This is a genomic window from Rothia sp. HMSC064D08 (genome assembly GCF_001809525.1).
Lineage (GTDB): Bacteria > Actinomycetota > Actinomycetes > Actinomycetales > Micrococcaceae > Rothia > Rothia dentocariosa.
Window position 1 is genome coordinate 1 of the sequence record NZ_KV797890.1, and the last position, 13,146, is coordinate 13,146.

Sequence of the window (13,146 nt, forward strand, 5' to 3'; positions counted from 1 at the left end):
TCTATAACGAACGATGTATAAAAAGCAGCAAGGGGCGCAACGATGAGCAGACTATAGATGTTTGTCCCCAAAACCCATGCGGTTTTGGTTCCCCGAATCATCTTTATACATGCCACAGTTTGCAGCAGAATATATACGATAAAGGGCGAAAAAAGGATGAGCGTAAGAAGAATTACTCGAAAATCAACATAACCAGAACCATTGGGAAGGGCGGAAATCATCACGCCCTGGAGAAGCGTGGTTTCGAGCATTAGCCTAATAATCTGCACAGTTATAAAGATAGAAAGAAACAAGTTCCGCTTCTCAGTCGAATCTGCCTCAGATTCTTTCTCTATTTCATGAACGTTTTGAGCCTGGCCTATAGTAAACTCATCATTAACTATCGGAAAGTTTTTGTCGGTGCTCATGGTGCTCACCCTAATCTTTCTTCTGCGACCTAACGTTAATGTGCAGCCGAGGAACCTTTGCATCCGATTTGCCATGGTGATTCTTCAGGGGTTTTAAACCACCGTCCGTTTCGTATGCTCCGGAGTTAGAACCTTCCAGAACATCGTCAGATATTCGAGGTTTAGCGACAGTAATCCTTTTGCCTTGAAAATCACGAAGATCATTCCTCTTGATTACATTCATCACGACGATCATGACGATGCTGATAACAGCTTCAAGAACGCAGGCACCTAGCAGCCACCATAATAGTCCAATATCAGCACCTGTTATGTTTGGAGCTGCCACCTGCAGCTCCATCATGAACCACGTATAGAAAGCACCAATAGGCGCAACAATCATCAGGCTATAAATGTTGATTCCTACAACCCAAGCGATCCGAGTTTCTTTCTTTGCCCGTGACCATGCCACAGCCTGCAAAATAAAATGCAAACCAAAAGGCAGGAAAAGGATTAGACCAAGAGCGATAGAGAGCAAAGGGAGTAATGGCAGTACTAATATAAATTCAATGATAGTCCTTATGGTCTGCACAGCTATAAGACTAGGAGGAAACGAGGTCTGCTTCTTGGTCGAATCTGCCTTAGGTTCTTTCTTTATCTCATGAACATCCTGGGCCTGGATCGTTCCATGCTCAGGTTTTAGAAGGTTCTTATTAGTAGTCATGGCTTCACCCTAAGCTTATAGCCTGGGTATTCAGTGGAAGCTCCCTGAATATTCTCAAAAAATAATACTTTTTATTTTTTATAAAATAAAAAATGATATTTATCTAAAATAGAGTTTCTAATGCTTTATGGAGGATTATTTATTAGGGCTCCTTTAGATGACAGTAAAAACAGTGGTTCCTACCCCTGCTATACGTATGATGGTGAAAGAAGCGACCAGCCACCAATCACATACAGGTGGAAACCGTTGCTTTCTTGCCGTCACTGGACTGACCACTGCATAATTCGCAACCGCCCTCAATCGCTCAGTCATACTCTGACCTGGGATACCCCAACGCAGGCTCACGCCGTCCTTTGTTGGTCGTGGTACATCTGAAGAATATGTTTGACGGATAAGCTAGACGTAATAGTGCTAAAAGCCGCCCGGTATATTCTGGAGCTTTCAGAATGCACCGAGTCTTCATATTCTTTAGTAGAAGCAGTGACTGTGGTCTACGCGTTAACCAAAGTAATCTACCAGCCAGACTGCAAACTTCGGGAGCGCAGATCTTCTTCGGGGTCCGTGCTCCCGCTATAAACTTCCGCTCCCGCTAAGAGAATGCGCCATCATGAAAACACTTTGAGGATAGGTCGAGAGAATAATTTGAAGCCTGGTGTTTGGAATGTTTGTCGGCATTATTCTCTCCCTATTCATTGATTATTCCAAATAAGCTATTTCCCATATAGATGTTTAGAAATAGTCTGCACCATCGATTATTTTGCCAAAGAAATTGAAAACCTTCTCGGCAAAATTTTCCCCGCCATCCGGTTGTTCAGGATTCTTGCGGGAGAGCTTGAAAAGCTTGATTGTTCCCAAGATAGGAAGTGCCGCAAGTGCTAATGCCATAAGAAAGGCAAGAAGTGTGATAGCTAGGTTAATAATAAAAATACTAGTGACATGCAGTAGATTAGCGCTAACAGCTATCCCGAGGATAATAAAGGTAAGCGTCCAAGGAATCGTAGCTACAAAGCATATCCACGCAACTACACGCAACAAACTTTTGCGGAGCCCGCGCGGATTTTCCGGAGCTGAGAATCCATACGCACGATATTCTTCGTATGTGGTGGAATAATCATGGGAGTCTGAGGGAGAGTTTTTAGGTGTATTTTTTTGAGAACTATGATTTCGGGTATCTTCTATGGGGTGAATAACTCTAGTGGATTCTCGGGGTGTGCTCATGGTATTTTCTAGCTCTTACACATTGACGATTTGAATACGGTATAAATAATGTATCAACACGTTCTGAATATATCCTCAATGTACTCTGAGAAATTGCTGATGATAGAGGATAGGCTGTGCTTTTCTGTCTCTGTGGTACCTCACGTCAAGTATTGACAACTAGTTGTCGTATTTGTAAACTGGTTGCCAAAATTGTCGCTGGAGGAAAAATGGATGCTTCATTACTGAGTGAACTCGTGGTGCGGATCTTCCGTGTGAACGGAACACTCACCGCATGGGGAGACCGGTTCGCCGCCGAAAGCGGTCTAACGACTGCGCGCTGGCAAGTATTAGGTGCAATCTCGATGGCGAAAGAACCGAGTACTTCTCCTCAAATTGCCGAACGTATGGGAATAACCCGGCAGGGTGTGCAAAAGCAGCTAAATCTCCTGCGGGATGAGGGGCTGGTGATGTCCGTCGAAAACCCTGCGCATAAACGTTCCCCACGGTATTCCTTGACCGAACACGGTGAGCAGAAATTAGCGGAAATCCGAAAACGCTGGCGCCAACAGGTCGAACAATGGAGTGGAGCGCATCAGTATGAATCTGTTATTGCCGCTCTTGAGACGCTAGAGGTTTTATCTCAGCATCTTAAGGAATAATACGAAAAGCTACCGGCGGAGGTTTACTATGAATCCCGTTTTGCTAACTATAAATACTATTTCTGCGCTCGTAACGATCGCCAGCGCATTTTTGGCGATATATCGCCCAGGGCTTATGGTTCACGCTTCTTCCGTTGATGCTAATACTCGTTTCTACGTATACATGTATGCTGTGCGCGCCATACCGGCCGGAATAGCTGTTCTTATTGCACCCTTCTATTTTCGAGGCGGTGCCGTCGTCCTGCTTCTTGTGACTTTTGCGGTCATACAGGCGGGCGATGCCTTCATCGGTTGGACACGCAAAGAATGGGGCATGGTGTTCTTCCCCTCGCTCAGCGCGGCAGTCCACACGGTCGTCGCATTTTCGGTTCCGGGCGTATAGGGATAGACCTCAATGAAGGGAAGGATTGCCCGCAGGATATGTGCCTCCCCGTGTGCACCGGCTCAGCCAGCGGTACTGGGACGCGGAGCTGTGCATCACAGAGAAAACCTGCTCCGAATGTCCTCTGCCACTCGGTCCTTCTAAGTAAAAACTCTAGGTATTTCTGTCCTCAATCTGTAGTGTTAAAAAGAGCGTTGTATTCCCAAGTACTTCGTGGATTTAGTCATCGAGTAAACATAAAAAACGAGGAGGAACCCCATGAAACGCTTTGAAAACAAGACCATTCTGATTACCGGCGCGAGCAGCGGTATTGGTTTGGCAGGCGCAAAACGCCTGATCGAAGAGGGCGCGCACGTTATCTTTACGGGTCGTACCGAAAGTCATGTGCAGGCTGCAGCAGCCGAGTTGGGCGATCATGCTACTGCCGTTCTGGATGATGTTTCGGACGGCAACACTTTGGAGCGCATCATGCCTGTGGTGGAGCGTGCCGGTGCGTTGGATGGTGTGTGGCTCAATGCCGCATACGCAGCCGGAGGTCCTTTAGAAGAGATGGATCAGGCGACTCTCGATCAGATATTTAAGGTGAATGTGGTGGCACCGATGATCCAAATGGGCGCGCTTTCTCCATATGTGAAAGACGGCGGGTCGGTGCTAGTGACGTCTTCGACGGCGGCTTATGAGGGAGCACCTATAGTCTCTGCCTATGCCGCAACAAAAGCTGCTATTCTGGCGGCGGCGCGCGGGTGGGCCTCCGAGCTTGCACCGCGCAATATTCGGGTGAATAGCCTGGTTCCCGGGCCGATTACGAGCAACCTGAGGTCGGTTCTTCCCGATGAGATGCGCGCCCAATTCGAGGAACGGCTTGCCGAGGCAGTGCTCCTCAAGCGTGTGGGTGATGCGCGTGAAGCCGCCGCAGTGGCGCTATTCCTGCTCTCTGATGAGGCCAGCTATGTGACGGGTAGCTCGTATACGGTAGATGGCGGTCTGATTATGCAGTAGCGCTCTGCTGCTCGGGGTGGGTGAATACACGCATGGCTGTTTAGCCCTCAGTAAGCGCTAAAAAGTGCCTTTATGCGAATAAAACGTTTTCTAACGCATTATTCACATAAAGGCATTTTTGATCGAGAAGTGCGACGAAGATTTTTAGCTAATGAATATCTATATTTTTACTCAGTTATGCGCGATATGCAGGGTTTCACAATACCTTGATGCCTAGAGTCGTATTCCCATCCCCAATCGCACATGAGTTGTAGCACCGGTAGAAATGTTTGCCCTTCCGTGCTTAGCGTGTATTCCACTCTTGGTGGTACTTCCGCATATACGGTGCGTTCGATGAGTCCATCCTCTTCGAGCTGACGGAGCTGCTCAGTTAGCACTTTTGAACTGATCCCTTCAAGTAGCAGAAGCAGATCGCGGGTGCGTTTTGCCCCACTGCTCAAGTGGTAGAGAATGAGGCACTTATATTTGCCTCCCACCAGATTCATTGCCATCTCTATCGCAGAAATTTTTTTCATTAAAAACCTACTGTAAATACTTAAAACTTACCTAAAAGTATGTATAGAACCTATAAGTAAGTTATGTTTTAATGCATTTTTGTACATTATACTGAATTTTGTAATCACCCGAAGAGAAAATGTTACCCATGACTTTGCAAGACCTTATACGTGACCGTCGCTCTACTCGATATTTTGACCCTGCCTGCCTAATAAGCCACGAGGAAATGTACCGTCTTATTAATCGTGCTAACCAGGCTCCCAGCAGTAATAATTCGCAGCCGTGGCGGGTTGTGATCGTAACCGAGCAGCATTTACGCGAAAAGCTGCTGCCTATTGCCTATAACCAGCAGCAGATTATGACTGCATCGGCCGTGTTGATTCTGCTGGGTGATCGGCAAGCATACTGCGCGGATAATTTGAATCGAATACATCACGAAGAATATATTGCTGGATGCTTCTCCCAAGAAATCTGTGAGAGGCTGACCCGCGCCGCTATCGAATTTTATGAGCCGCGTAGCGAGCAGGAAATACAGAAATTTTTAGGTTTAGACTGCGGGCTCTGGGCGATGACCTTTATGCTGGCGGCGCAGGAAGCCGGGTGGAATACGGTACCTATGACGGGGTATCAGCGTGCAGAATTGCGTGAGATGCTGCGCCTGCCAAGCCGATATCTTGACATTATGATGATTGCTGTAGGCTCCGGAACACGAGAAGGACATCGCACTTTACGGCATGAGGCGGAGCGCGTAACGGTGTGGAATGCCCCTCCCCCAGAGCAACCTTAAGATCTCCGATTTGCCGCCCCGTATATGGTGGGGTGCCGCTTTTCTATTCAGAAGTGTCTTGCACATTCTATATGCATTTTGAATGCAAAACCTTCTCTATAGACGGGGTTACAGGGCTCACCCTACAATGAGGAATACCCGCCAGAAGACAATAAAAGGAGCGTGCACCGTGAAAACCCTAGGCATTATCGGCGGCATGAGCCCTGAGAGTACCATCCTGTACTACCGGATCATTAACCGTGAGGTTAACCGCCGCCTCGGAGACAACCACAGTGCCGACATCGTGATGCATAGCGTAGATTTTGAGGAAGTCGTACGCATGCAAAAAAGCGGTGACTGGGAAGCCGCTGGGGCTCTGCTGGCGGCAAGCGCCACAAAACTTGAGGGTGCTGGTGCGCAGCTGCTGCTGGTGGCCACGAACACCATGCACAAGGTTGCCCCCGCGATAGAGCGCGCCACCACCGTACCGCTACTGCACGTAGTTGACGCCACCGCCACCGCCATCCAAAGGCAGGAGCTGCAGAAGGTAGGGCTGCTGGGCACAACCTTCACCATGAGCGACGGGTTCTACACCGAGCGCATGGCGGCGCAAGGAATCCAGACGATCGTACCAACCGAACCGGAACAGGCAGAGACTAGCCGCATCATCTTTGAGCAGCTGTGCCTGGGGCGTGTGGAGCCTGAAGCCGTGCAGTATCTTCAGCAGGTCATTACAGGGCTGAAGGAGCAGGGCGCCCAAGGCGTGATTCTGGGGTGCACCGAACTCTGCCTGGCGGTGGATGAGGACAAGACCCCGCTGCCGGTCTTTGACAGCACCACCATTCACGCGCTCGCGGCGGTAGAGGCAGTGTTAGCGCCGCCGCTTACCGCATAAACCCCGCTTCTTGACCGAAATAAATAACTGTTCCCCATGAAAAGACTAGCTGCAGCCTTTGAACATAAAGTTCCGCCGCCACTTATAGGGGCACTGTGCGCCTTACTGATGTGGCTCATCTGCGGGATGCCGCCGCTGACAGGCAGACCCCCGCTGCTGCTAGTTCCCGCCTTTGCACTGGTTGTACTCGGCCTAACGGTGGACGCGGCGGGGGTGCTGTCATTTAGACGTGCCCGCACCACAGTGAACCCGTTCGCCCCCGAACGCACCGTAAACATTGTCTCCTCCGGAATATACCGTTTAAGCCGCAACCCCATGTACTTGGGTATGGCCTGCATACTTACCGGGTGGGCGGTGTGGCTGTGGCAGGTGCAGGCTGTGCTCGGGGTGGTGCTTTTCGTTGACTGGATAACGCGTTTTCAGATTATTCCCGAAGAGCGGGTTCTCACCCAGAAGTTCGGTACAGAATACCGGCAGTACCGCCAGCGGGTACGGCGCTGGGTATAAGCCCAGCACCTGCCAAAACTGTGTGTGGCTGGCTTACGTACATACATTCTGCCAACCGAAACCCTGAATGGTTCGGGGACTCACTATCGTATGTGTGTCTTTTACGGGATAGACTTAATAGCGGTGAGCTCGCAGGAAAGACGGTGATATTCATGAATCGTATCTCGACCCATTTTCTCGATCTTGAAGGCATTAAAACCGCGTACTACAGTACGGAGGGTGAAGGCACGCCTATCGTGCTCCTTCATGGTGGCGGGGTGGATCACGCCATGCTCTCCTGGAAAACGATCATGCAGACCTGGACCGGGCCTCAGCCTTTAGTCGCCCTGGATCTGCCGGGGTACGGCAATAGCGATAAACCCGAATTAGAGTACTCGCTGAGTTTCTACACGGGCTTCCTCAAAGCTTTCTTTGATACTTTGAACGCTCAAAATGTTACCTTGTGTGGCCTTTCAATGGGCGGCGCCATTGCTTTGCAATATGCGCTGCGGTATCCGGAGTATATTGGCAAGCTGGTGCTGGTAGCGCCTTGGGGTGTGTCCGCTTCAGCACCGTATTCACTTATGGGACGGTTGCTGGTGCGTTTGCCGCTCAATCAGGCGGCATATAAAACCTTGCAGAACAGGTGGCTGGCAAAGAACATTATTGCCGGGTCACTGATTGGAAATCGCGAGAAAATTACCCCCGAAATTCTGGATGAGGTGCAAACTGCCGCCCATTCGAAAGATGCGGCACGAGTTTTTCAATCATTTCAGATCAGTGAGCTGTGGGGAGAACCTCCGGTCGGGCACCTAATACCGCTTCTGCCACAGATCAAGGTGCCAACCCTATTTATTCAAGGGGATAAGGACCCCGGCGTCAAAGTCGGTGATGTGAAGCAGGCAGCCGCTTCTATGCCGAATACACGGGTCGAAATTTTTGAGCATCATAAGCATTGGGTTCAGAAAGAGAGCCCCGAACGGTTTGTGGATATAGTGCGCGACTTCGTCGAATTGTAACTCTTGTCATACTGAACGAACAGCATAAAATGAACCCCGGGAAGCACATTGAGAACAAGATTTTCTGGTGCTCGGTAGGAACAACAGTCTCGGCTGGACACGCGCAAAACGTCTTTGAACTCTGAATAATGCAGCTTTGGGCGTATTACAAGGCCCTAGAGGGTGGGTGATACGCCCAAAGATGCGTTATTCGAGTTGGGAACAGAGGATAACCTACTTCACAATGCGGTAGACCTTCGCTTCGTAGGGGCGCAGGGTGGTGCCCGCATCGGTCAGGGCGCCGGTGTCATCCCGGTAGTTGGAGTGCACCAGTTCGACGGACGCTCCGGCTGCACGCGCATCATCCAGCAGAGAGAAAGTGCGCTCCACCGAATCAGACGTGAAGTTAGAAACCACGAGCAGAGACTGGTTTGCGTCGGTGCCGTCCGGGCCGCCGGTACGGGTGTAGGCGTACACTGCCTCATCCTCGGAGTGCGGAGCCTCAACCGAATCTACGGGTGCGAACGACCCGTACACCATCAAATCTTTGAGCTCGCCGCGGCGCAGCTTCGCCAACTCCTGATAGTGGTAGAACACCGAATCCTGATCGTCCAGGGCAGCCTGCGCATTAATTTGCGGGTAATTCGGGTTCACCTTCAGCCACGGTTCGACTCCCGCGTTCGTGAACCCACCGTTTGCCGAGTCGTCCCATTGCATTGGAGTGCGGGCGTTATCACGACCCTTGATGTAGATAGCGCGCATCGCATCCTCGTGGCTGAGCCGCTGATGATCCACGTGCATATCCTCGTAGAAACGAATCGAATCGCCGTCGCGGTAGTCGTCGATCGACTCGAACCGCACGTTGGTCATCCCCAGTTCCTCACCCTGATAAATATAGGGGGTTCCCTGCATAAAATGTAGGGTGGTTGCCAACTGCTTCGCTGAAAGCACCCGAAATTCGGGGGAATCGTTGCCGAACCGCGAGACCACGCGCGGCTGATCGTGGTTATTCCAGTACAGCGAACCCCACGCCTTGCCCTCAAGCTTCGTCTGCCACTCGTTCAGAATGCGCTTAAGCTCGGTCAGCTTGTACGGCGCATACGACCACTTGCCGCCCAGCGAACCTTCAGGGTCGTTATCGACACCCATGTGGTCGAAGTGGAAGAGCATCTGCAGTTCGCCCGCATCGTAGCCCGCCCACAGCTTCGCGTCCTCGGGGCTGGTCGCGCTCGTTTCGCCCACGGTCATCACATCGTACTTCGAGAACGCCTCACGGTTGAGCTCTTTCATCCACGGATGCACCATCGTGCCGTTCGCAATCACAAACGGGATCGACGACGTATGCTTCTCAAAATCGGTGGAAGGATCATCCGGGAAGCCTTCGGGCTTAGAAATAATGTTGATGGCGTCCAGCCGGAAACCATCCACGCCCTTATCGAGCCACCAGCGCACCATCGCATACAGGTCTTCGCGCACCTTCGGGTTCGCCCAGTTCAGATCGGGCTGTTCCTTGAAGAAAATGTGCAGGTAGAACTGTTGCGTGGCTTCATCCCACTCCCAAGCGGAGCCACCGAATTCGGAAGCCCAGTTATTCGGAGGAATCGGGGCGCCATTCTCGTCAAACCCGTTGGGGTCTTTCCAAATGTAGTAGTCGCGGTACGGGTTATCCTTTGAGGAACGAGACTGCACAAACCACGGATGCTGATCCGAAGTATGGTTCGCCACCAAATCCATCAGAATTTTAATGCCGTGCTCATGTGCGGTCGCCAGCAACTCATCGAAATCTTCCATTGTTCCGAAATCGCTCATAATGTCGAAGTAGTCGGAAATATCGTAGCCGTTATCCACATTCGGCGAATCAAACACGGGGGAGAGCCAGATAACGTTAATGCCCAGTTTCGCCAGGTACGGGATTTTTTCGGTAATACCGGGCAGGTCACCGATACCGTCGCCATTGGAGTCGTTGAAGGAACGCGGGTACACCTGGTAGACCACCGCTTCCTTCCACCACTGCCGCCCGGCGTAGGAAGGAACCGCACGCTCTTCAGTCGTGGTTTCACTGCTCATCAGAAGCCTTTCTTTAAAGGATTGCGTCGTTCGGCTCAGCGGGAAGACCCGTAAGCCGCATCGCCGCAGGTATATCTGTAAAAATTCTCAGTCAGGATGTGCCAGCGCTCCATCCGCCGCGCACTCTACGCCCTACTGGTACAGAACGCCCTACCGGTACAGATACACTTTTGCCTCGTAGGGGCGCAGAGTGGTGCCTTCGTCCGTGAACTCGCCGTGCTCATTCCGGTAGTTTGAGCTGATCAGTTCGGGTGCTTCTGCCATAGCCGCAAGCTCCTCAAGTTTCAGCACGCCCGGGTTCTTGAGCGCCAAAGAAGCGAGCTGACCGTCTGCATAGGGTAAAGACAGTGTTTCTTGGGTGAAATTAGCAACCACCAGCAGGGCGCGCTCGCCGGATGCGGCGGCGGCATCTTCGGCAGAGTTCACACGCAGGTAGGCGTACACCTGCTCATCCTCGGGGTTGAGCACGCGGTATTCGCCGGTGAGCACGATGGGGTGCTCTTTGCGTAGGTGAATGAGATCGCTGTAGTGGTAGAAAATAGAATCATCGTTCGCCAATTCTTCGGCGGCGTTAATGTCGGTGTACCGCGGGTTCACCTTCAGCCACGGGGTACCGGTCGTGAAGCCCGCATTTTCGCTCGCATCCCACTGCATGGGTGTTCGCGCGTTATCCCGACCCGAAGCACTGATGTACCGCAGCATATCCTCGGGGCTAACCCGCTGGGACTCCACCACGTATTTACGCCAAGAATCATGGATTTCAAGGTCGTTGTAGTCATCTACCGAGTCGAAGAAAACATTGGTCATACCCAGCTCTTCACCCTGATAGATGTACGGCGTTCCCTGCATCATGTGCAGAACCGTGCCGAGCATCTTACCGCTGACCTCACGGAACTCGGGGGAGTCATTGCCGAAACGTGAAACCGTGCGCGGCTGGTCATGGTTATTCCAGTACAGCGAATTCCATCCGCGACCGTGCAGTCCCGTCTGCCAGTGGGTAAGAACCTTCTTCAAATCCACCAGGTTAAAACGAGTGTCCGACCACTTGCCGGTGGCGCCGCCTGCGCTGGCATCCACATCCATATGCTCGAACTGGAACACCATCTGCAGTTCGTGGCGGTCAAAACCTGTGTACAGGGCGGCATCTTCCACGCTCACGCAGGGAGTCTCACCCACGGTCATCACCGGGTATTTGCTGAGTACCTCGCGGTTCATCTCGCGCAGGAACTCATGCACACGCGGACCGTTCGCGGCCACCGCCAGAGAATTATCTAGCCCTCCTGCGGTGACGGCGGGGTCATCCGGGAAGGAAAGATCCTTAGAAATCAGGTTGATAACATCCATGCGGAAACCGTCGACGCCCTTATCAAGCCAGAACCGCATAATGTCGTAGACCTCTTCACGTACTTTCGGGTTTTCCCAGTTGAGGTCGGGCTGCTTCACCGAAAAATAGTGCAGATAGAACTGCTGAGTGCCCTCGTCCCATTCCCAGACCGATGGTGAGAAACAGGAAATCCAGTTATTCGGCGGAATCGGGGTGCCGTCTTCAGAAAACCCGGCAGGGTCACGCCACACATAGTAGTCGCGGTACGGGTTATCCTTCGCAGAACGTGCCTGACGGAACCATTCGTGCTCATCCGAAGTGTGGTTCACCACCAAATCCATCATGAGTTTGATGCCGTGCTTATGTGCGGTCGCCAGCAGCTCGTCGAAGTCAGCCATTGTGCCGAACTCGGTCATAATCGCCCGATAATCCGAAATGTCGTAGCCATTATCGTCATTCGGCGAAGCATAGATCGGGGAAAGCCAGATAACATCTATACCCAGCTTCGCTAGGTACGGGATTTTCTCGGTGATACCGGGCAGATCGCCGATGCCGTCGCCATTGGAGTCGTTGAAGGAACGCGGGTAAATCTGGTACACAACGGGCTGTTGCCACCACTGAATTTCGGTTTTCATGAGCTGTCCTTCCACGGAATACATATCAATTTAAAATCTGAAGGCGGAAACGCGCTAAGCTGCGGCACCCTGGAGCCGCCGCACTATCCGGGCTGTACCTGCGACGGCAGCGGCACGGGGTGCATCCTGGCGGTGGGCTCGAAACTCGACTCGTCAAGCTCCACCAGCACGCCGCTGTGATCGGAAATCGCCTCAGGAGAATTATCTCGGAAGACCACCGCATGCGAAAGTACCTTCACCGCGCGATCGGCAAACACGAAGTCGATGCGCTTGGCATCCTCTTGCCCTTCCCACCCGGAAATCTCGCGATGTACGGTGAATTCGCCGTCGGTACGCTCGGCAATCTCACGGGTGTCCACCAGGCCGGAAGACAGCGCCAAATCGTACCCTTCGCCACGCACCTGCGCCGCCGTGTTGAAATCGCCGCCCATCAGAACGGGCGCATCCTGACCGCGCTCGGTGAGGGCCTGCGAAAGCCGCGCAAACTCATGTGCGAAAAGCGGTTCGCCCTGAAAATCCCACCACGACATATGGGTGCTTGCACACCATACGGAACCCGCATCAGTACCAACCCGAACCGCGAGAGAAGACCTACGCTCAACCCGATCGTAGTCATACTGCGGGCTCATCACAATAGGCTCGATGCGCTCGATAGGCATACGAGAAAGTACAGCTACGCATTCGTCATACCGTTCCCATCCAATATGGGTTTCGATTAGCGCCCATTCGTACTGAACCCCTAAATCAGCCAGGAACCGCACGAGCAGAAGTGCGTAATTATCCTCGCGGATAGGAATACCGGCCCCGCCTTGGTACCCCAGTGGCGTATCCACAATAGGGGAGTGCAGGTACTGATTCACCTCCTGCAACGCAATAACATCAACCCGATGGTGGGCAATGAAACGGGCAAGCTCGTGAATTTTAACGATCTGGTGAGGCTCGCACCAGCTGTGAGTGTTAAGAGTAAGAAAACGCATCGTCTCTAAAAATATAAAGGTGAGGGGACAACACACGGTTCTCGCCCTCTGCACTTCGTGAAAATGTCGGTGGAAAACTACTTTTATATGCTAACCATTTGCATGGTCGATAACACAGCAAAATACTCACCGGAAAAACCAATACTTTTACCCGGT

13 protein-coding genes and 1 pseudogene are annotated in these 13,146 nt (G+C 51.9%); 7 read left to right on the forward strand and 7 right to left on the reverse strand.

Features of this window, described 5'->3' with window-relative positions; genetic code table 11:
• The 3 genes and pseudogenes from HMPREF2625_RS01615 to HMPREF2625_RS01625 form a co-directional block, all read right to left on the reverse strand.
• Positions 1-407 (reverse strand): annotated as a pseudogene (locus HMPREF2625_RS01615) (hypothetical protein); the annotation flags it as partial.
• 10 nt (positions 408-417) lie between these two features.
• Positions 418-1,107 (reverse strand): hypothetical protein, encoded by a 690-nt coding sequence (locus HMPREF2625_RS01620; RefSeq protein ID WP_070521005.1) that lies wholly within the window; start codon positions 1,105-1,107, stop codon positions 418-420.
• Positions 1,108-1,836: 729 nt separating this feature from the next.
• Entirely contained in the window at positions 1,837-2,325 is a 489-nt protein-coding gene (locus tag HMPREF2625_RS01625; protein WP_070521009.1) for a hypothetical protein, read from the reverse strand.
• A gap of 209 nt (positions 2,326-2,534) precedes the next feature.
• On the opposite strand from HMPREF2625_RS01625, the gene HMPREF2625_RS01630 reads away from it, so the two are divergent.
• The 3 genes from HMPREF2625_RS01630 (at position 2,535) to HMPREF2625_RS01640 (ending at position 4,347) form a co-directional block, all read left to right on the forward strand.
• The gene (locus HMPREF2625_RS01630; protein ID WP_083295585.1) at positions 2,535-2,966 is read left to right on the forward strand and encodes a MarR family winged helix-turn-helix transcriptional regulator; all 432 of its coding nucleotides are present in this window, start codon (positions 2,535-2,537) and stop codon (positions 2,964-2,966) included.
• Between the two features lie 28 nt (positions 2,967-2,994).
• On the forward strand, positions 2,995-3,348 hold the full coding sequence (locus HMPREF2625_RS01635; protein ID WP_070521017.1) for a hypothetical protein: 354 nt from the start codon (positions 2,995-2,997) through the stop codon (positions 3,346-3,348).
• Positions 3,349-3,606: 258 nt separating this feature from the next.
• Positions 3,607-4,347, forward strand: coding sequence for an SDR family NAD(P)-dependent oxidoreductase (locus HMPREF2625_RS01640; protein ID WP_004005214.1), 741 nt, complete (start codon positions 3,607-3,609; stop codon positions 4,345-4,347).
• Between the two features lie 167 nt (positions 4,348-4,514).
• Here the strand turns inward: HMPREF2625_RS01640 and HMPREF2625_RS01645 are convergent, their stop codons facing one another.
• Entirely contained in the window at positions 4,515-4,862 is a 348-nt protein-coding gene (locus HMPREF2625_RS01645) for a winged helix-turn-helix transcriptional regulator (protein WP_070521021.1), read from the reverse strand.
• A gap of 128 nt (positions 4,863-4,990) precedes the next feature.
• Here HMPREF2625_RS01645 and HMPREF2625_RS01650 point away from each other — a divergent pair, with 128 nt between their 5' ends.
• The 4 genes from HMPREF2625_RS01650 to HMPREF2625_RS01665 all read left to right on the forward strand — a co-directional run bounded on the left by HMPREF2625_RS01650 (position 4,991) and on the right by HMPREF2625_RS01665 (position 8,008).
• Positions 4,991-5,629 carry a nitroreductase family protein gene (locus HMPREF2625_RS01650; protein ID WP_070521024.1) on the forward strand — a complete coding sequence of 213 codons (639 nt, stop codon included), beginning with the start codon at positions 4,991-4,993 and terminating at the stop codon, positions 5,627-5,629.
• Positions 5,630-5,798: 169 nt separating this feature from the next.
• Positions 5,799-6,503, forward strand: coding sequence for an aspartate/glutamate racemase family protein (locus tag HMPREF2625_RS01655; protein WP_070521028.1), 705 nt, complete (start codon positions 5,799-5,801; stop codon positions 6,501-6,503).
• Positions 6,504-6,539: 36 nt separating this feature from the next.
• Positions 6,540-7,010, forward strand: a complete 471-nt coding sequence (locus HMPREF2625_RS01660) for a methyltransferase family protein (RefSeq protein ID WP_070521031.1) — start codon at positions 6,540-6,542, stop codon at positions 7,008-7,010.
• A gap of 152 nt (positions 7,011-7,162) precedes the next feature.
• On the forward strand, positions 7,163-8,008 hold the full coding sequence (locus HMPREF2625_RS01665) for an alpha/beta fold hydrolase (protein ID WP_070521034.1): 846 nt from the start codon (positions 7,163-7,165) through the stop codon (positions 8,006-8,008).
• Between the two features lie 213 nt (positions 8,009-8,221).
• Here the strand turns inward: HMPREF2625_RS01665 and HMPREF2625_RS01670 are convergent, their stop codons facing one another.
• The 3 genes from HMPREF2625_RS01670 to HMPREF2625_RS01680 all read right to left on the reverse strand — a co-directional run bounded on the left by HMPREF2625_RS01670 (position 8,222) and on the right by HMPREF2625_RS01680 (position 12,990).
• Entirely contained in the window at positions 8,222-10,054 is a 1,833-nt protein-coding gene (locus HMPREF2625_RS01670) for an alpha-glucosidase (protein ID WP_070521037.1), read from the reverse strand.
• A gap of 150 nt (positions 10,055-10,204) precedes the next feature.
• A complete protein-coding gene (locus tag HMPREF2625_RS01675; protein ID WP_070521040.1) occupies positions 10,205-12,013 on the reverse strand; it encodes a glycoside hydrolase family 13 protein in 1,809 nt (602 codons plus the stop codon).
• A gap of 83 nt (positions 12,014-12,096) precedes the next feature.
• Positions 12,097-12,990 carry an endonuclease/exonuclease/phosphatase family protein gene (locus tag HMPREF2625_RS01680; protein ID WP_070521044.1) on the reverse strand — a complete coding sequence of 298 codons (894 nt, stop codon included), beginning with the start codon at positions 12,988-12,990 and terminating at the stop codon, positions 12,097-12,099.
• Between the last annotated feature and the right edge of the window lie 156 nt (positions 12,991-13,146).